Annotated in this window: 16 protein-coding genes and 1 tRNA gene; 1 reads left to right on the plus strand and 16 read right to left on the minus strand. The window is 32.3% G+C overall.

Translation table 11 applies throughout. From position 1 onward, the window contains the following. On the plus strand, nt 1-528 hold the full coding sequence (locus ACODR7_RS18675; RefSeq protein WP_488841422.1) for a hypothetical protein: 528 nt from the start codon (nt 1-3) through the stop codon (nt 526-528). Here ACODR7_RS18675 and ACODR7_RS18680 read toward each other — a convergent pair. The 16 genes from ACODR7_RS18680 to ACODR7_RS18755 all read right to left on the minus strand — a co-directional run bounded on the left by ACODR7_RS18680 (nt 521) and on the right by ACODR7_RS18755 (nt 19,573). Then, a complete protein-coding gene (locus ACODR7_RS18680; protein ID WP_488841424.1) occupies nt 521-1,549 on the minus strand; it encodes a L,D-transpeptidase in 1,029 nt (342 codons plus the stop codon). The genes ACODR7_RS18675 and ACODR7_RS18680 overlap by 8 nt on opposite strands. A gap of 203 nt (nt 1,550-1,752) precedes the next feature. Continuing rightward, nucleotides 1,753-1,826, minus strand: a tRNA-Asp gene (locus ACODR7_RS18685). 328 nt (nt 1,827-2,154) lie between these two features. Then, nucleotides 2,155-3,342: a glycosyltransferase family 4 protein gene (locus ACODR7_RS18690; protein WP_488841426.1), complete on the minus strand. Its 1,188-nt coding sequence runs from the start codon at nt 3,340-3,342 to the stop codon at nt 2,155-2,157. A 5-nt stretch (nt 3,343-3,347) separates the two neighbouring features. Next, nucleotides 3,348-3,884, minus strand: coding sequence for a CatB-related O-acetyltransferase (locus ACODR7_RS18695; protein WP_488841428.1), 537 nt, complete (start codon nt 3,882-3,884; stop codon nt 3,348-3,350). Continuing rightward, entirely contained in the window at nt 3,881-4,990 is a 1,110-nt protein-coding gene (locus ACODR7_RS18700) for a glycosyltransferase family 4 protein (RefSeq protein ID WP_488841430.1), read from the minus strand. Before ACODR7_RS18700 ends, ACODR7_RS18695 begins: the two co-directional genes overlap by 4 nt. Then, complete coding sequence (locus ACODR7_RS18705; protein WP_488841432.1) at nt 4,990-6,090, minus strand: hypothetical protein; 1,101 nt, start codon at nt 6,088-6,090, stop codon at nt 4,990-4,992. The genes ACODR7_RS18700 and ACODR7_RS18705 overlap by 1 nt, the downstream gene beginning before the upstream one ends. Next, complete coding sequence (locus ACODR7_RS18710) at nt 6,074-6,991, minus strand: glycosyltransferase (RefSeq protein WP_488841434.1); 918 nt, start codon at nt 6,989-6,991, stop codon at nt 6,074-6,076. Before ACODR7_RS18710 ends, ACODR7_RS18705 begins: the two co-directional genes overlap by 17 nt. After that, nucleotides 6,981-8,183: an O-antigen ligase family protein gene (locus ACODR7_RS18715; protein ID WP_488841436.1), complete on the minus strand. Its 1,203-nt coding sequence runs from the start codon at nt 8,181-8,183 to the stop codon at nt 6,981-6,983. Before ACODR7_RS18715 ends, ACODR7_RS18710 begins: the two co-directional genes overlap by 11 nt. After that, nucleotides 8,180-9,166, minus strand: a complete 987-nt coding sequence (locus tag ACODR7_RS18720; RefSeq protein WP_488841438.1) for a glycosyltransferase — start codon at nt 9,164-9,166, stop codon at nt 8,180-8,182. Before ACODR7_RS18720 ends, ACODR7_RS18715 begins: the two co-directional genes overlap by 4 nt. Further along, nucleotides 9,159-10,223, minus strand: coding sequence for a polysaccharide pyruvyl transferase family protein (locus ACODR7_RS18725; protein WP_488841440.1), 1,065 nt, complete (start codon nt 10,221-10,223; stop codon nt 9,159-9,161). The genes ACODR7_RS18720 and ACODR7_RS18725 overlap by 8 nt, the downstream gene beginning before the upstream one ends. A 2-nt stretch (nt 10,224-10,225) precedes the next feature. Continuing rightward, nucleotides 10,226-11,746 (minus strand): oligosaccharide flippase family protein, encoded by a 1,521-nt coding sequence (locus ACODR7_RS18730; protein WP_488841442.1) that lies wholly within the window; start codon nt 11,744-11,746, stop codon nt 10,226-10,228. 11 nt (nt 11,747-11,757) lie between these two features. Then, nucleotides 11,758-12,924 carry a nucleotide sugar dehydrogenase gene (locus ACODR7_RS18735; protein ID WP_488841444.1) on the minus strand — a complete coding sequence of 389 codons (1,167 nt, stop codon included), beginning with the start codon at nt 12,922-12,924 and terminating at the stop codon, nt 11,758-11,760. A gap of 10 nt (nt 12,925-12,934) precedes the next feature. Further along, entirely contained in the window at nt 12,935-14,230 is a 1,296-nt protein-coding gene (locus ACODR7_RS18740; protein ID WP_488841446.1) for a nucleotide sugar dehydrogenase, read from the minus strand. Between the two features lie 59 nt (nt 14,231-14,289). Continuing rightward, entirely contained in the window at nt 14,290-16,620 is a 2,331-nt protein-coding gene (locus ACODR7_RS18745) for a GumC family protein (protein ID WP_488841448.1), read from the minus strand. Between the two features lie 3 nt (nt 16,621-16,623). Beyond that, nucleotides 16,624-17,334 (minus strand): polysaccharide biosynthesis/export family protein, encoded by a 711-nt coding sequence (locus ACODR7_RS18750; RefSeq protein ID WP_488841450.1) that lies wholly within the window; start codon nt 17,332-17,334, stop codon nt 16,624-16,626. Nucleotides 17,335-17,680: 346 nt separating this feature from the next. Further along, complete coding sequence (locus tag ACODR7_RS18755) at nt 17,681-19,573, minus strand: polysaccharide biosynthesis protein (RefSeq protein ID WP_488841452.1); 1,893 nt, start codon at nt 19,571-19,573, stop codon at nt 17,681-17,683. Nucleotides 19,574-19,855: the final 282 nt, after the last annotated feature.

The following is a 19,855-nucleotide window of genomic DNA, read 5'->3' on the forward strand; positions in this document are numbered from 1 at the left end:
ATGAATACCGAAGAAACCACCTTAGACAGAATAAGAACGAGGCCCAGATTTAAAATGTTTACTCACCTTACCAAAGAAGAGTATGCTGAAAATCTGAAAAAATATATGGAAGTGCATAAAGATGAGTTTTCTGGCAACATCAATAAAGAAGTGGCTACCATCTGGGTAAAAACAGAATATGATAATTACTGGAAACCCCGTCTTGCCTTACGAATAGAAATGGAAGATGAGCATACGGTAATACGAGGCGTGTTTGGTCCAAGTTCTGCAGTGTGGACATTCTTTATGTTCCTTTATTTTTCTTTTTCTATTCTCTGGATGACCTTTTTCACCATGTATTACGTAGAAAAGCAAATAAAAAGCGCCGAATACCCTTGGGCATTGAGCGCTTCTTTTATCATGTTATTTTTTATTCTTCTTACTTATATCGCTGCTAGATTCGGGCAATATAAAGGTAAAGAGGAAATGCTTAATCTTAGAAAATTTGCAGAAGAATCTACTTTACAGTTTGAAAAGAAAATTAATTAGACAGAGATTCTACAGGCTTTTCATTCTGAATAGGTACTGCTGATGCTTTTGCCGCTTTGATAGAATCCGCCACTTTTTCTCTGTTGCTTTGTTCTTTAAGCATTTTCGGGACATCCGGCTCTAAAAGTTTTGTAAGTTCTTCAACAGAAATATTGTTGGCATTAGGATCGTCCAAAAGATTTCTCCATGGTTTTCTTCCACCCCATTTATAATCTCCGAATACCATTACTGCTGTACCTCTGGCTTTGGTGGTAGCACCTCCGGGATTCAGAATCCAGGTATCTGCATAGGAATACAGCCATTGGGCATCTTTTCTCAGCAATCGTAAACATGAGTGCGAAGCAGGATATCCGGGAAGCGTATATTCATGCCATCCGATCCCTCCTATATTGTGAATATTAAAATTGTAAGGAAGTTTCCATTCACTGCTCACGGTAGAAATAGCCAGTTTCTTTTTCCAGTTGGCAAAAGTAAGTCCCCTTGTGGTCTGAGCTGCTTTTTTACCCATACTTGTAGGTCCCCATTTCACGAGACTTCCATTAGAATATACAGCAAAAGCCTGTATAGGATATGAGAAGATGACAAACTTTTTCACTCCGCTCAATACATCCAGCTGCATGGGAAACGGTGAATATGCCATCAATGTTGTATCTATTTTCGCAGGAACAACCAATGTGTCGGCATTCCATTTACTTTTAGAATCTAATCGGTTTAAGGCTAAAATAGCAGTTCTTTCCTCTACACTATATTTTTTACTGAATTCTGCATAAATAGAATCACGCATTTTTTTATCCTTGGGAAGAACAAAAGCGTTATAAAAACCATTCTCCTGCATAACAGGTGGAACGGATTCTTTTTTTACTACAGGAACAGAATCTTTCTTTATAGAATCTTTTTCAACCTCCGGAACTTCTGAAGAAGAAACGGTATCCTTAAAAGTATCACTTATTTTTTCTATTTCCTTTTTACAGGAAACAAGCAAAAAAGCGCATAAGCAGACATAAAAAAAGGATTTTTTCACAGATATGTTTTTCATAAATAAATCGGCCATTTAGTTTGGCTACCCAGTACAAATATCAGACCTAAATTTGAATCCTAAAAGACATTCTTAAAAATACCGTAAAAAAACGGAGGCTTTATCACTGTAAATGAGGAGTTATAGTGGATCAAGCGCAAAAGTTGGGGGAATAAATAAAAAGTCTTCTATTTCTAGAAGACTTTTTGCGATCCGGACGGGACTCGAACCCGCGACCTCCGCCGTGACAGGGCGGCATTCTAACCAGCTGAACTACCGGATCATTTTTTAAGCAGCGTGCTTTTTAACTGGTGCAAATATATAGCTTTTTTTAGCTTCTCCAAAGAAACCTATTTCTTTTCTTTCACAGTAATTGTTAAGGTACAGATTGTCAAATACAAAAAAATAAGATATAGTTGCTATTAAATACCTTTTTATTATTTTTTATTTAGAAAATTTAAGAAAGTTGATTATAAGCACACACAAGATCAACATTCCTGTTACTTAAATTCTAAAATGGTAAGTTCTCTGTACCATTCAATTAGAGATTTCGCGTGTATAATACTTTTAATATTTTTTTTGAACATAGCAATCTGTTCTCTCTTGATCATTCATTCTGTTTGTTCGATAACTTCAACAAATTTTTTGCACAAAATAGATTTGTCGTAAACCGTTTCAGCCAGTTTCCTTGCATTCTGTCCCATTTCATTTACCAATTCAGGGTTGTCTTTCAGATAGAGTACTTTTTGTACAAGCTCTTCCGGACGGTTTGGGTTTACATAATATCCGCAATGGTATTTTTCAGCTATATCTTTAGTCCATCCGGCAGAATTTACCATAATCGGTTTTCCTGCAGACAATGAATCGAACAATTTGTTTGGAGAGTTGGTATACAAAATCGGGAGATCCAAAAAAGAAATCATAGAAACATCCGAAAAATTAACAATCTCAGAGACGTCATTCATAGGGAATTTTCCGAGAAATTTCACATTTTTAAGGTTGTTTTTTTCTACTTCATCTACCAAAGCTTTTTCGGTGGAACCTCCTCCTACAAACAGAAATTCTATATCTTCTCTATTTTTTAATAATTTGGCGGATTCAATAATTGAATGAGCTCCATTTGCCAATCCCAGAGACCCAAAATGAACTATTTTGAAGGAATTTTTTTTTAACCCGAGCTTTTCCATTAGTTGATCGTTTTTTCCTCTGGGCCAGAATTCGTCCATTTTAGCCATATTTGGAATCATTGATGTTTTTTCTTTTGGAATATATTTTACTACTCCATCTTGCATACCGGGAGAAAGTGCAATAACACGGGAAGCATTTTTATAAATCGTTTTTTCCAGCAGGCGGGTTGTTTTTATAGTCCAACTGTTTTTTATGACGCCCATCTGTATAGGCACCTCCGGCCAGAGATCCCTTACTTCAAAAACAAAAGGCTTCTTTTTAAACCATTTTAATATAAGTGCCGGAATACCTATTGTAAGAGGCGTAGATGTGGCGATTACCAAATCGATATCTTTCTGTTTCAATCCTACTACAGACGATTTGTACATAAATTTTAAGAAAGCCTTTAATCTTCTTGAAACACTCATGTTCTGGTCATAGTCTTCTTTTATGTAAATGACATCAATACCGTCAACTTTTACCACTTTAATATTCTCTGAGAATTTGGATGATGACGTGAGCATGGTCACTTTATGCCCATTTTTAATAAGTTCTTGTGCCATCCAATACGATCTAGTTCCTCCTGGTTCCTGAGGAGTTACGAAATATTGGTGGATGTATAATATATTCATTATTGTTATATATTTTCTAGTAGTTTTTTTGCTTCATTTGGATCTTCGAGCCAAAACTTAGATTCTTGCAACTTTTTGAATAATTCAGGATTCATTCTTTCTTTAAATACCTTTGCGGGATTTCCGAAAACTATGGTATTTGGAGGGACATCTTTATTTACAAAAGACATTGCTCCTATTACAGAGCCATCTCCAATTGTAACTCCTTGTTTTATTATTGATCCTGCAGCAATCCAAACATCATTACCTATATTGGTTTTTTTGTTGGATATTGCTTTGTTGCTCAAAAAAGTTGATGTAGAGTGCCACCAAAAAGCATGCTCCATTCCTCCAATTTGAACACCAGCAGCAATTGAGCAATAATTTCCTATATCGGCATTATTCATCACTGTATTACATGCTATATAGCAACATTTACCAATTTTAGAATTTGAAATTTTACTATTATTAGAAATTCTAGTTGTAGAATGAATATGATTATTTTTAATATAATTAAGAGGTAATCTCAAAATATATAATAAGAAGAAATAACACTTTCTCATTGCAATTCTTTATATAGTTGTTTATATTTTTCAGCAATGGTAGGCCAAAAAAATGTATCAAAATCGATAGCATTAATAGCATCATATCGACTATTAATAAGTTTTTGTATTTGCTTTACTACGTTTGTGATGCTATTTGAATCTACCTTCTCTCCTATTTCAAAAGGGAACATTTCATCTACTCCCTGCCCTTTTGTATATAAAAGTGGTTTTCCCTGACTTAGTGCCTCAATAAAGACCAAGCCGAATGTTTCAGTATGTGAAATCATTGAAAAATAATCTACTGAATTAAAAATATCTTCAAGATTCTTATTATCAAAAATCTCCCCATGATAAATAATCCAGTCTGATGATTTTACTTTATCCATTACATTTTGATGCCTAGCTCCCGTGCCACCAACCAGATGCAGGTGTATAGGAATTTTTTTATTTTCTCTTACTTCTGATAAAGCTTCAATTAAAGTTTCAGTATTTTTATTTTTATCAAATCTGCCAATGAATAAAAAATCATACTTATTTTCAATAGGATTATAGTTTTTCTTCCTATTGAGCCAAAATTCATTAATCCCATTATTGATGACAATAATTTTTTGTAATATATCATCCTTAATTTTCTGTATTGGTCTTAAGGCTAAAAAAGCATTTTTATTGGACTCACTTATAAAGACTATTTTTTTAGCATTTTTTAAAATGTCTAATCCTATTGGAATTAATTCTTTTCTTTTATGGAAATAAAAATTGATGTCAGTATTTCTTACAGCGACGATATATGGTATTTTATGTGCTTTATATAGCTTAAAAGCTATGGCTCCATCGCTAAACAATGTCGTTGCATGCGTTAATTCAATTTCTTTTACGTTTATTTTCTTTAATAAGCTCTTATATAGATATAAAATCTTATAGGGAAACAATACTCTATGAAGCAGGTTTATTTTTTTTGAATAAACAAATTCAGAAGCTTGATTATCAAAATGATTATTTCCTATCTGTTTATTGTTTCTTAATGGTATAAAGATCTTTTGTTTAATATTTAATTTATCCAAATTTGAGTACAATTCTTTATGTACTTTAGTTAAATTAAAATCGTTTGTAATATGAAGTATCATTATGGATAAATTGAATTAAACTGCAGCTCTAAAGATGAATTTTTAATTCTATTACTGTAATTTGAAAGGTTTTTTTCAACTAATGGGTATAAACTTGTATCAAAATAGATAAGTTTTATCCAGCCATCGGATATTTTCCATCCTGTATTCTTTACACTTGGATCTGTAGTACCATCTACATTATCGGCAATACTGTCTCCTTTCAGAATTTTAAGCTTCAGGGTATTGCAGAGGTAAGTGAAATTAAAGTCGGCCCAATTGGCATTTCCCAATTCTTTTGCCTTTAGTAAATATAATACGACATGATTTCCATGTGACACATCCTGTACAACCGGCTTATAATTCTTAATTTTCTGCAACGCCTTACAAAAAGCATCCGGATACGTACTGTTCCATGTATAATACAAAACACTACCTACGCTTTTATTTAAAACCAATGCTTTTTTTAGCTGCTTATCAAACTGATTCACAAATGTAGAATATGAATTTTTATCAGATTCATCATACTTCATAAGATATAACGCAACAACTGCCCAATTGGCTCCTGTATGAAGCCTCTGATGAAAAAATAAAGAATAATCTCCGTACTGGCTAAAGCTTCTGGCTTTCCATTTATCGAAAGAGTATTTTAAACCACTTTCTATCACCGGCTGATAATTTGTATACAATTTATTCTTGGCTAATATATCCAAAAACTCACCGATGTATCTGAAAAAATATCCTTCTGAAATTAAATGTTCCTGTCCGTTCACTTTTGCATTCTGATTGTCTTTTCTTACATTCATCACCCAACCATTTTTTTGATATGAGGTATTTGAATTGGTATCAATCAGAATTGGTTTTATAACAGAAATATTAATATCAATATATTTTTTATCTTTTGTTTTAAGATACATATTGTTATTGGCATTGATAAAATATCCCAATGCCATGAAATCGTAAGTATTTTTACTGACCGATAACAATTCCATTTTCTGCAGACCGTAACTTTTGGATGTCTGCATATCTGCATTATATCTGCTTACTCTATTTTGCTGAGCAAACGAAAAGCTAAATAATAATACTACACTAAGCTTTATAAAATCACCTAAATATTTCATAATTATCAATATTATAATTTTGAATCAGATTCTGTAACTGCTTATCATTACCTCCATCTGCAACGTTTTCCTGACTTAACTTAAAAAGTGAATTTTTATTTTCAATGGGAATTAAGTTTGAAAAATAACTGGATTTCACAGTCTTTGTCTTATTCAACTGAGCCATCATATTCAGCCAGACATCATCTGCCATAAAACATAAGCTGACAAATACCTCTTTGTTCAGAACTTCTTCATTAAAAAAATTACTCTTATATAAGGTTCCTCCCCCACTTGTGTGAAATAGATCAAATGTCGGTCCATAATTTCCGAAGACTTTTTTCCATTTATAATATTTGCTTATTGTATTATCATCATTTCTCACAATTTTATGTGCTCTATGACAACAAATTGTATCAGGAAATTTTTTATGTAAATCCATTAAATCTTTAATGATATTGGACGGATAAAAAATATCATCGTCTATTGTTATGATAACGTCGTTCTGATATTCCTTAAAGGCATAGTAATATTTTTTATGAGACCTGAGATCTTCCTCAACAAATTTTATTTCTAATTGCTTCTTTTTATAGTAGCCTATCAAATTATCCGGTATATCTTTCAACTCATTCGGAAATTGATCTTTTGCCAAATACAATACAATTTTGTTCGGCATCAGACTTTGTCGTAACATACATTCTATAACCATCCATAATTTGGATATCCTTCCCGGAAATGTTGTTAATGAGACGACAATATTTTCCGACGTTTTTTCGGGTAGTACTATTTCTTTTTTAGTGTTTTTAAGATATATCGGAAAGACAAAATTTGAAAACTTTCTTATAGAAAATCTCGCTAAAGACTGAGCTCTAGTAATTTTTCTTAACGATGAATATTTTCTATCTATATAATCAATTAACATTTTTAGTTGTCGTTTTATAAAATGATGATATACAATAAAGACTTGCTAGCCAAATCCACATGTAAGGATTATTTAAATAAACACTATTAATTGTAAACGCCAATGGCATTACGAGTAATGATCCTAATAAAATATAGTTTGGAATTTCCCGCTTTTTAAAAATCCTTTTGGGATTAAAAATTTTAAATAACAATAAAAGAAATGCAACAAAGACAATAATCCCATATTGAGAAAGTAATTCTATAAATAAATTATGGGGTACCCTGATAGGGTTTTTCGTCATTTTACTAGCTGTCTCAGAAAAATTCCCAGCTCCGACACCCAAAAATTTTGAGTTTATAAACATGTCGATACCAACATTAATCATTTCCTTTCTGGAATTGTCTTCCAGTCCTTTTTGTTCGATTCTCGTCTTTAAGTAAGAAAATGATGCATTATTCATTACATATATATAACCTGCAAAAGATGCTATTATCGAAATGAATGTATAAATAATGGTTTTGCTTATTGACTTACTGGAATAAAAAATTATATATATAATTGTAGATATTAATAAGCACAGCATCGTTCCGCGGCTTGCATTAGTCAGTACAACCCAAACGATTGCTAAAATAAAAAGGATATAAAGTATTTTAAAAAACTTGCTTGAAATAAACTTAAGTTTGGCTAAAATAAAAGGGAATGAAATTGCCAAAAGGTGATTATACAAATTATAATTTCCAAAAGTAATAGCGGCGTATTTTCTAATAGTTCCCAGTCCTCCTAACACCATATCATCTCCAAACTTAGAATTGGAAAAGTGTAAATTGAAATTAATTTCTATAAGTGCAATTGGAATACTTAGTAATACAAATATAACCCAGCCATTGATCAGTTTATTTAAACTTAAATACTTGCTAAAATTTAGTATTTCAACGAAGATGATGAAATTTATTAATGCATATGCAAACTCTTTTAAGGATTGGTCATTATTAAATGTTAAAAATAACATTGATAATACACAATACATAATAAAAGAAAAGAAAAACAATAGAAACTCCTTCCCTTTTATCAGTTTTTTATTTAAATCCCTTATTAATAAGGGTAAAAATAGGATAGCAAGAATTCTCGGTGCTTGTAACATACCACCGTATAAACCAAATATTTGTGAAATAATTAATATTGGGGTTATATTTTTCTTTAAATAATTCATTTATTAATCAAATTATCGAATCTTACCAGAAGGAAAATAAAATTCCAATTCTTATAAATAAAAACCGATTTGGAAGGAAATAGTTTTGTTTTAATATATCTTACAATAAACGAATCATATTGCCTTGTAAAGATGAAAAAATTCTTATTACTGATATTATTCAACAGACTGATAATTTCAGATTTTTTCATATTACTTTTATGTAAAAAATTGAATAGCAATGTAAAATAATAATGATGCCTGTTTATGATAAACTTTTCCGGAAAGAAATCTATTATATCTTTCTTATTATAGAGTTCTAAAAGTTTTAAAACTGATTCTACATTTTTTATAGTCTGTTTTTTTTTCATGATTGACTCTCCCCTCTGTACATAATTTACAAAGATATTGTCAATAACCTGCATTGAAGGGTTTTTACTATAAACCTGAGTATTAAATAATACATCCTCATATATGGCCCCTTTTTCAAATATGATCTTATGAAGATCCAAGAATTTTTTTGAATAGATCTGTGTCCATGCCTGAACACCATAGTTATTGTATTTTAACAGCAAATCGTGGCCACTGATCATTTTTTCATTTTCAAATTTTTCAAATTTGACAATTTTATTTTCATAAATTTCCTGATAATTAAATAAGAAAATATCTGTCTCTTTATTGATTTTTTTAAAAAAAATGTCAATACTCTCACTTTCAATATAATCATCTCCATCAACAAACCAAATATATTCCCCTTTGGCTATTTTATATCCAGCATTTCTGGCATCAGAAAGCCCCCCGTTTTCTTTTTCCAGGATGACAATTCTTTTATCCGTTTCTTTATATTTATTACAAATACTGATGCTATTGTCTGGAGATCCATCAATTACCAAGATCAGTTCAAAATTAGCAGAAGTATTTTGTACTATACTGGCAATACATTTCTCTATATAATTTTCAACATTATATATTGGGACAATTATTGATAAAAAAACATCATTCATTTAGATTCTCTATTAATGGTAGGTAAAACTTCCTTATCTCCTGAGGATTATATTTCTCATAGTTATCATTACTCAATAACTCATCTATTGCTGTGTTTGCTTCCTCTACATTTTTAACAAACTTGATATATTTTAAATACTTAATCCAGTTGTAAGTTCCTATAACTTTCTGATTATAATTCGAAAAAACCACGCATGGTGTTCCTGTGATGATGCAAAGAACCATTCCGTGTAATCTGTCAGTGACCACTATCTTTGCCTTAGAAAATTGTAATAGCTTATTAGTCAATATTTTCTTTCTAACAGATTTTATATCTAAATCTGTTATTTTATCACAATGCATATCAGAATTAATTATTTTGTCAAATCTTTCTTTTAAGATTTGGGTAATTTTATCTTTATCATCTGCTGTTAATATTGATTCCTGATCATTTCTGATTACTTCCAATGCATATTCCCGCTCATTTTCAAAACTATATTCAGTGTAAAGAACAATATCGGGAGTCAGAATTACTTTGTTTTTTGGAAAATATTTTTGCATTAATTCAAATGATTTTTCCTCCCTGGCTGTCAAAATCAAATTTTTATGTTTTCCAAAAATATCCTGTGTTCTTTTTAATTCAGTTTCACCAATCTGATCATTTGAATAATAGATCGTTTGTGGAAACAGTATAATTTTATTTTCAGGAAAGTTTTGAATTACCATTCTCCTTAAATTTTCTTCCCTCATATATTCATTCCCAAAATTGCCACCGCCATGAACAAATATCAAATCATCAGGATGAATAGTATTTCTGTACTTTTCTATAAAATACTTCATTTGAGACTGATTGATCTCAAAGATGTGATGCCCGGGTAAATTTTCCTGAAAAAATTTTAGCTGTCCTTCAGCAATAGCATGATCTCCAATATTAGTATGGGTAGGAGTTTGAAATAAAAATAACCGCTTTGACTTGCAATTAGTAATCTCATCAGCAATTTTATCTACTATGGCATTATTCTGTATATTATTGATAATTGAATTTGCTTTATTTTTTATTCTGTTAAATAAATCCATATTTATTTCTTTATTTTTTTTATGATTGTTTTCTTAACCTGTAAATACTCTTCCCGCTTAATACCAATAAGAATAATTAATCCCAACAAAATAATCTCAGCACCAATGGTTGAAGATATTGCAAAAAAGTAGCTATTAAAATCTACTTTTTTTATGAGCCATACCAGAATAAAACAAGAGAAAATAATCAGGAAGGTTTGTTTAAAATACAGTAGTACATCTGGCAGTTCATATTTCAATTTATGGTTAACATAAAGAAACCGAAACACGAATGTGCATAAATTCAAAATAACGTTTAAACTCATAATATATACAGGAGAAAAACCAAATTTCAAGAATATATATGCCAGTGGAAGATTTAACAATAATATCAATGAAACACCTAATTGATAATTTCTAATATTTCCAATTGCATTAGCAGACATCCAAAATGGCCCAACTATAGCATTAATGATAGAGCCCATGATAACGATCTGAGTGAAGCTTACAAGATATTGAGGTAAATTAACACCAAGCCATAATTTTAAAATAAATTCTGTATGTAATAAAATTGGTATTGATAAAACTAAAAATAGAAATACTGAATATTTCGAAGTATTTAGTACTAATCTTTTATGTGTTTCCAAATCATTCGAAGCATAACTTTGCGTAATTTGTGGATTAAATGCTACCTGCATATTGGAAACAAAACTATATAAAACACTGTTTACCTGATTCGCAATACCTAAGGCTGCATTTACAGTTACACCGATGAATATATTCATAATCATATTCAATCCCTGTGTTGAGCTTAAAACGGCCACTTGTCCGAATAAGCTCCAACCAGAAAAAGATAATAATTCTCTGAATAGTTTTTTGTCAGAAAAATAATGGTAAGCAGTTTCTTCCTTAAAGTTCGTATAGCAATAAATTTTATAAATTACATTAATTATAAGATTGACCAATAATAGTAAAAATGAATAAACTATTAGCTGATCATATTCAACAAAAAGAGATAATAAAAATACAATAGCTAGTTTTAGTATAGTCTCTACTATACCCAGATAGGCATAGAAAGACATTCTTTCATTCGCGAGTATGGTAGCATTGAAAGGTATTCTAATGATATTAATTATTGTTGTAATAATAGAAAACTGAAATACAAAATTCGCTGCATTAAGGCGATTAACCGGAATATTTAATTTGTAATTTAAAAACCACAATCCAATAGTCTCCGACAAAATCAATACGATAATTGAGATAATTATATGAATATTGAGACTCATACAAAAAACTCTATTAACTTTTTCTTTACTATTTGAAGCTAATTCAATATTTAAAAATCGTTGCGTAGCACTTGTCATAGCATTATTTAAAAAAGAAAATAATACAACTACCCCAGCCACTAAATTATATATTCCAAAATCCTCTACTCCTAACTTCTGTAAAATGATCCGTGAAGTATATAAGGAGATCCCCATATTGATGATCATCCTTATGTAGAGTAATATTGTATTTTTTGCGATCTTTTTTGTACTTGACAATTTATTTACTTTTAATCATTACCAAATAGATCCCTTGTATACACTTTTTCCTGTACATCAGCAAGTTCCGATGCATTGCGGTTAGAAATAATTACATCGCATTCTTTCTTGAAAAGTTCTAAATCTTTTACTACTCTGGAACCGAAAAAAGACTCTTCATTAAGTGCCGGCTCAAACACTTCCACTTCTACTCCCTTAGCTTTAATCCTTTTCATTACTCCCTGTATGGCAGATGCTCTGAAATTGTCTGAACCGGCTTTCATGATAAGACGGTAAACACCTACCTTTTTTGGTTTTTTGGCGAGTACAGAATCTGCTATAAAATCCTTACGGGTCCTGTTTGCATCTACAATTGCCTGGATAATATTATTGGGAACAGCGTTATAATTTGCCAAAAGTTGTTTGGTATCTTTAGGCAGGCAGTATCCTCCGTATCCAAAAGACGGATTATTATAATGCGAACCAATTCTTGGGTCCAACCCAACACCTTCTACAATCTGGCGGGTATTCAGTTCATGGATCTGCGCATAGCTGTCTAATTCATTAAAATAAGCTACTCGCAATGCCAAGTAAGTATTTGAAAACAATTTAATGGCTTCCGCTTCGGTAGGATTAGTAAACAAAACCGGAATATCCTTTTTTACCGCACCTTCTTTCAGTAATTCTGAAAAAACCCTTGCTCGCTCGCTCTGCTCCCCGACAATAATTCGAGAAGGATATAAATTATCATATAAAGCTTTGCCTTCTCTCAAAAATTCAGGAGAAAATACCACATTATCTAAATGCATTCTGCTTTTTAACTCTACTGTATAACCCACCGGAACTGTAGATTTAATAATAATTACAGCTTCAGAATTATACCCTGCAATTTCCTTTATTACATTTTCGACACTGCTTGTATCGAAATAGTTAGTGGTGGGATCATAATCTGTGGGTGTGGCAACAATAATATATTCGGCTTTATCGTAAGCTTCCTTTTTATCTAAAGTGGCTTTAAAATTAAGTGGTTTAGTACTTAGAAACGTGCTGATCTCTTCATCTTCAATAGGAGATTTTTTAGAATTAAGCAATTCTACTCTTTCCTGAACAATATCTAACGCTACAACTTCATTATGTTGGGCCAATAAGACAGCATTAGACAAACCTACATACCCTGTTCCTACGACTGCTATTTTCATTCTCTATTTTTTATAAACGATTATCGTATTTATCTAAAATTCCTTTAACATCATATACAACTCCTCCTTCTTTCAGATAACGAGAAAGATCAATATTCAGGAATTCATCATGAGAAACTGTGAGAACGACTGCGTCAAATTTTTCCTTCACATCTTCCAGAGAATTGGCAGATCTAATACCATATTCGTGCATTACTTCTTCTGGATTGGCCCAAGGATCGTACGTTGTAACTTCGATAGAATAATCTTCCAGCGCATTGATAACATCTGCGGCTTTCGTATTTCTTACATCCGGACAGTTTTCTTTAAAGGTGATTCCAAGATTAAGCACTTTGGCATCCGTAATGTTGATTCTTTTCTTAATCATTGTTTTTACCACCTCAGAAGCTACAAACTGTCCCATAGAATCATTCAGCCTTCTTGCTGTAAGGATAAGCTCAGAATAATATCCAACGTCCTGCGCTTTCTGGGCAAGATAGAAAGGGTCTACCCCTATACAGTGTCCTCCTACCAGTCCGGGCTTGAATTTCAGGAAATTCCATTTCGTGCCTGCTGCTTCCAAAACTGCATGTGTATCAATATCCAGGAGATTAAATATTTTTGCAAGCTCATTCACAAAAGCAATATTGATATCACGTTGTGAATTTTCGATCACTTTTGATGCTTCAGCTACTTTGATAGTTGGTGCCAAATGTGTACCCGCTGCAATTACAGATTTATATAATTCGTCTACTTTTTTACCAATTTCCGGTGTAGAACCTGAAGTTACTTTTAAAATCTTCTCTACGGTACGTTCTTTATCTCCCGGGTTAATTCTTTCAGGAGAATATCCTGCAAAAAAATCTTTGTTAAACTTCAATCCCGAAACTTTTTCAAGCACAGGGATACATTCTTCTTCTGTAACGCCGGGATAAACAGTAGATTCATAAATAACAACATCCCCTTTTTTCAGTACTGTCCCTACTGTTTCAGACGCTTTATATAAAGGTGTCAGATCCGGACGACTATGTTTGTCTACCGGTGTAGGAACAGTTACGATATAGATATTAGCCTCTTTAATATCTTCTATATCAGATGTGCAAAGCAATCCTTTTGATGAACTTGAAAATGGATTCTCCTTTACTAAAACCGGCTGCAATATTTCATCTTCTACCTCCAGGGTAGAATCTTTTCCGTTATTCAATTCTACAATTCTGGACTGATTGATATCAAAACCAACTACGGAATATTTTGTTGCAAATAAACGAGCCAGAGGTAACCCTACATAACCTAAACCTATTACCCCTATTTTATTTTCTATATTCATATTTTATGGTGTTCTTACTTTATTTTTATGTCTATTTTTGAAGATAATTTGATTACTTATTAAAAAAGCTTTTGCCACCAGCTTTTCTTCTTATCAGCTGTATATCCGTAACCGTAGCCATAGTTATAGCCATAACCACCAACATTTTTAGAAACATCGTTGATCACGAAAGAGACGTTTGATATTTTTGATTCTTTAACCAGTTTATTTGCAAAATCTAGTAATATTTTTCTTGACACTCCTGATCTCAGTACGTATAAAGAAGCATCGGCTGTATCAGAAATACTCAATGTATCTGACACAAGCATCAGCGGAGCAGAATCGATCACAATATATTCGTAACGGGACGACATCTCACTGATAAGCTTCTGATAACGACCGTTGGAAAGAAGCTCCTGAGGATTTGGAGGAATGGATCCTGCATAAATTACATCACACTCAGGATTGGTATCTGAAGTATAGATAAGATCTTCTAAATCTATCGTTTCGTCATATAAATATTCCGTAAGACCAGCATTCTTAACACGTTCATCGTCATATCTCTGTATCTGCGGATTTCTAATATCCGAACCAATTAGCAATGATCGTCCGTTTTTGCTTCCCAATGTCAGAGCAAGATTCACTGAAACCAATGTTTTTCCTTCTCCCTTCACTGAAGAAGTTACCAATATGACTTTCGCCGAATCTTTCTTAGGAAGTAAAAATTTCAGATTGGAAACCAATATTCTGAATGCTTCAGCCAATTCTGAGAAATCATTTTTTTGTACAAGGTGAAGCTGATCATCTTTTAGAGCAGGAATATCTGCCAGTACCCCAAGAGATGAATTTTCTGAAATATCTGTACGGTTGTAGATTTTATCATCCCACATAAAGAAAAGATAGAACACCACAAGCGGTATCATTAATCCTAATATAGCAGCAGCCAAAAGAATGATGTTTTTCTTAGGCGAAACCGGAATATCATCAGTGTAAGCAGGATTTACAATTTTAGCTTTCGGAACATTAACAGAAAGATTGATCGCGTTTTCTTCTCTTTTCTGTAAAAGGAAAAGGAAAAGCTGTTCTTTAAGATTCTGCTGGCGTTCGATACCTCTGTAGATTTTCGACTGTCCAGGAACTTTTTCAATCATTCCTGTACTCGTGGAAATCTGGCTGTTTATCTGCGCAATAGAAGCCTGAATCGTTGCTTTTTGTTGACTGATATTATCTCTCACAATTTCTTTTAGTGAAGAAATTTCTTTATTCATTTCTATCACAGCAGGGTTTTCATTGGTTGCCTGCTTCAAAGTTTTATTTCTGGTGATAACAAGAGTATTATATTGTGAAATTGCCTGTTCCAAACCAGGATTAAGCCCTAAATTTGAAGGCATAAGCTGATTATCTCCTTTTGAAGCTTCATTTTGAAGTGAGTTAAGAAGATCCAGCTGTGTTTGCTGCTGAAGCAATTGCTTTGTGTTTTCATTTGTATTTTGAAGTGCCAGCTGAGCCTGAGCCTCCAAATCCACGATTTGGTTACGGTTCTGAAAATCTTCCTTCTGATTCTCCACTCCGGAAAGATCCCGTGAAATAACTTCTAATCGTTTATCGATAAATTCCTGCGTATTTTGAGCTTGTAAGTTTTTATCTCTTAGCCCATCCAGATTATACTGTTTTGTTACTTCATTAAGAATGGCTTCTGATTTTTCGGGAACAGTTCCTACAATCTTAATGTCCATCAGCATAGCTTTCTGATCCGGAAGGTCAACCTGAATCTTTTTTTCCAAAGATTTTATCTTCTCTATAGGATTCCAAAAGACAATTTTATATTTATCTTTAAAGGTAAGACCCGGAACTTTTTGAAGAACTACAGTTCCAAAATCAAGTGCTAGATTTTTATCGAAAACCCCCTTTACTTTTTTGCTTTCCTTATCTTCTAAAACAAATTCGTTTCCGTTTACCTCTTTCACCATGTATTGGGAAGAAACAAATTTTTTGGTATTATTATAAGAAATAATTTTTGCAACAATGGGAACTTTGGTAAATAATTCGGAATCTCTTATTTCGCCGGAATTATAATATTGTATATTAAGATTCAGGTTTTCAACAACTTTCATCAGAATAGGTCTGGAGCTTACTACAGCCACTTCACTTTTAAGTTCATCTGCATTTCCTATACCAAGTCCTAAGTTATCAAGATCAATTAATGCGCCTGTTAAATCAGACTGTTTCTTATCAAATTTTAAAGTAGTAATCGATTCATATTGAGGTACAGTGTATCTTAAATATATGAAGGCTACAATAACAAATAATAAGATAGATGTTATAAACCAAGGCCATTTGACTAAATACTTTCCAATGATCTTTCTTAAATCCAACGATTCTTCACTTTCCTGAAATTCTATCTGCTGCATATTTTATCTACGAGTTAAAGCAATAATAAGTGTACCGGCTGTCAGTAAAGCACCAATAATCTGGAATGTAAGGGCTCTGTTCGGATTCGAGTTAGCCTGAACCTGCTTGTTTTTGTCAGGCTGTACATATAATATGTCATTTTGCTTCATATAGTAGTATGGCGAACTCACAATATCAGATCTTGTAAGATCGATATTAACAATCTGGTCTGTCCCGCTATCATCGGTACGAATAAGCTTAACATGAGTACGGTCTCCGAAATCCGTCATATCACCTGCAAGTCCGAGTGCCTGAAAAATATTGATTTTTTGAGAGACACTTTCTTTCTGTCCCGGTTCCTTCACCTCTCCCAAAACACTTACATTGAAGTTTTTAAGGGTTATAGTTACCAATGGATCTGTCAGATATCTCTTAAGACGTGATTCAAGTTCCTGTTTCAATTGTATCTGTGTCATTCCTTTGGTATACACATTTCCTAAAACCGGAAAAGAGATATAACCTTCTTCATTGACAAGATATTGACTGGGTTCTACATATTGGTTAATTCCCCTACCACCGTCGCTGCCAACCTTGTTTGCAGTATTTAAGTTAAAAGGTTTTACAGCAATTTCATCAAGTGCAGAAACAAGAATTAAAAGTACATCCCCTTCCTGAATATGCAAGCCTTGAAATTTTGCTTTAGCAACCTCCTCTTCCATATTATTTTTTGACATATATACCATATTCTGCTTCGGCCGGCATGATAATAAAATAACCGACAAAAGGGTTATATATGTAATAATCTTTTTATTCATATGTTATTTATTCTAAGTCTACTTGTGTTATTATTTAAAATTTATCTGAGTTAAATTTAAGATAATTATTGTAAGAAAGCTAACCACACATAATTTACTATATTTATTAGGATATTTACTTATGTGAAGCGTATTTTAATCTGTATATTTAAATTAATTCATTCTCTAGCAATTTTCATTCCGTTTGGAATTAAAATTGCTAAATTATTATTCTATATTATTTTTTTCACGGATTTTATACTTTAATTTCCGTCATACACTTTTACTAAGATACGCAGTCAAGAATTTCAAACTCCGAATTATTGCTTATAAATTCAGGAACAATAATTTTTAATATTCTCACAATCTGTAAACTATCTTTATTCATTGCTGACAGAATAATTTGTGTGCTCAAATTCTCTATATCTTCAAACTTCATTAATGGATCTCTTGATATCATGATTTTCTCATGGTGCGTTGGAATTGTTGTAGCATTATCTGTTAAAAGTTCTTCATACAGCTTTTCACCAGGTCTTAAACCAATAAAATCAATTTTAATATCAATACCCGGAGTATATCCTGATAATTTTATCATTCTTTCCGCCAAATCCAGAATTTTAACCGGTTTCCCCATATCAAAAACATAAATTTCACCTCCCTGCCCCATTGTTCCGGCCTGAAGTACCAATTCACAAGCCTCCGGAATCGTCATAAAATAACGAATAATATCGGGATGAGTAATTGTTACCGGACCTCCTTTTTCAATTTGTTTTTTGAAATGCGGTATTACAGAGCCATTGGAACCTAATACATTTCCAAAACGTGTTGTTATAAATTTTGTTGCATTATCTGAAGAATTTTGTAAAGACTGCACAAAAAGTTCAGCAGCTCTTTTGGAAGCACCCATTACGTTAGTGGGATTTACAGCTTTATCCGTAGATATCATCACGAAACGATTGACATCATATTTTTTTGATAATAGCGCTACATTCTTAGTTCCTCCGATATTTACAAAAATAGCTTCATGCGGATTATCTTCTATTAAAGGTACGTGTTTGTATGCTGCTGCATGATACACTATTGAAAACTGATAGTCATCAAACAATTTTTCCATTCTGGAATAGTTTGAAATATCCGCCAGTATAAATTTAAACCTTTGATTGGGGAATTTTTCTAGTAAATCAAGCTGCAACTCATATAAAGGAGATTCTGCCTGATCTACGACTACAATAAGCGATGAATTTAGCTGAGCAACCTGCCTTACAATTTCGCTTCCTATAGATCCGGCTCCTCCGGTTACCAGAATATTTTTATTAACATGATAAGATTTTACTTCATCATTCTCTATTTTAATTGCCGGACGGTTCAGTAAATCCTCAATCTGAAGAGGACGAATGTCTTCCACTTTATGATTTTCTTTTATTATATTGGTTACCGGTGCTTTTAATACTTTCAATCCTTTATCCAATGCAAAGCTAGTCCATTCTTCTATCTCTTGCTTAGTCATCACATCTTTGATTAAAACCGCATCAAACTGTTCTTTAAGATTATCGCTCTTAAGAAATTTCTTTTTATTATAAATTTTATGACCAAGCAACATTGCTTTTTTAGAATCCGATCTTGCACTAAGAAATCCTGCCAGCTGATATGGATGATCGGGATTATGAATAATAGCCTTTGCTAATGACACAGAAGTATCCTCTACCCCTACAATAGCAATTCTGGCTTTGGATGGAGTACCCTTACTATCTAAGACACCAAAAAGTTCTTTTGTTATCATTCTGAAAAAGAACATCAGAAAAATTGAGATAAAGAAAAATAAAAAAAGAACAGGGTATAAAAATACTGGTTTACCCAATATCAGTTCCGATATGAAATTCAGCCCCAGCAAGACAATAAGAGCACTTCCTGAAGACCATACAATTTTAAAGAAATCAAAAAAAGTAGAGTGTCTGATAATTCCTGCATACGTTTTGAAAATAACTATACACAAAATATTAATAAGAACCACTGAAAATATCTTTTCCTTTTGATACTTAATGAAGTTAAGTTTTACTTCTAGACTATTCAAAAGAAAATATGAAACTAAAACTGAAAAAAAAATGACTGAAATATCAATAAGAAAAACCGACCACCTGGGTATATATCTTACCTCCCTGATTTTAAAAACATTCCCCATACACAAATAAACCTAAAGTATCTTTTTCATTAATTCAACATTTGGTGGTTTTATTATCGAGCGAAGATAATAATTATTATTAATATTTTTAATAGCATACGTAAATTTTTATTCAAAATACAAATCTTCCGTTTTGAGATATTCTAACATTTAATTTACATGCGTACACAAAAAAAAATACTGTAAAATATGCATTTTACAGTATTTTGACTACTTTGATATTGTAGTTGCGATCCGGACGGGACTCGAACCCGCGACCTCCGCCGTGACAGGGCGGCATTC

Source organism: Chryseobacterium sp. FG46 (assembly GCF_057809135.1).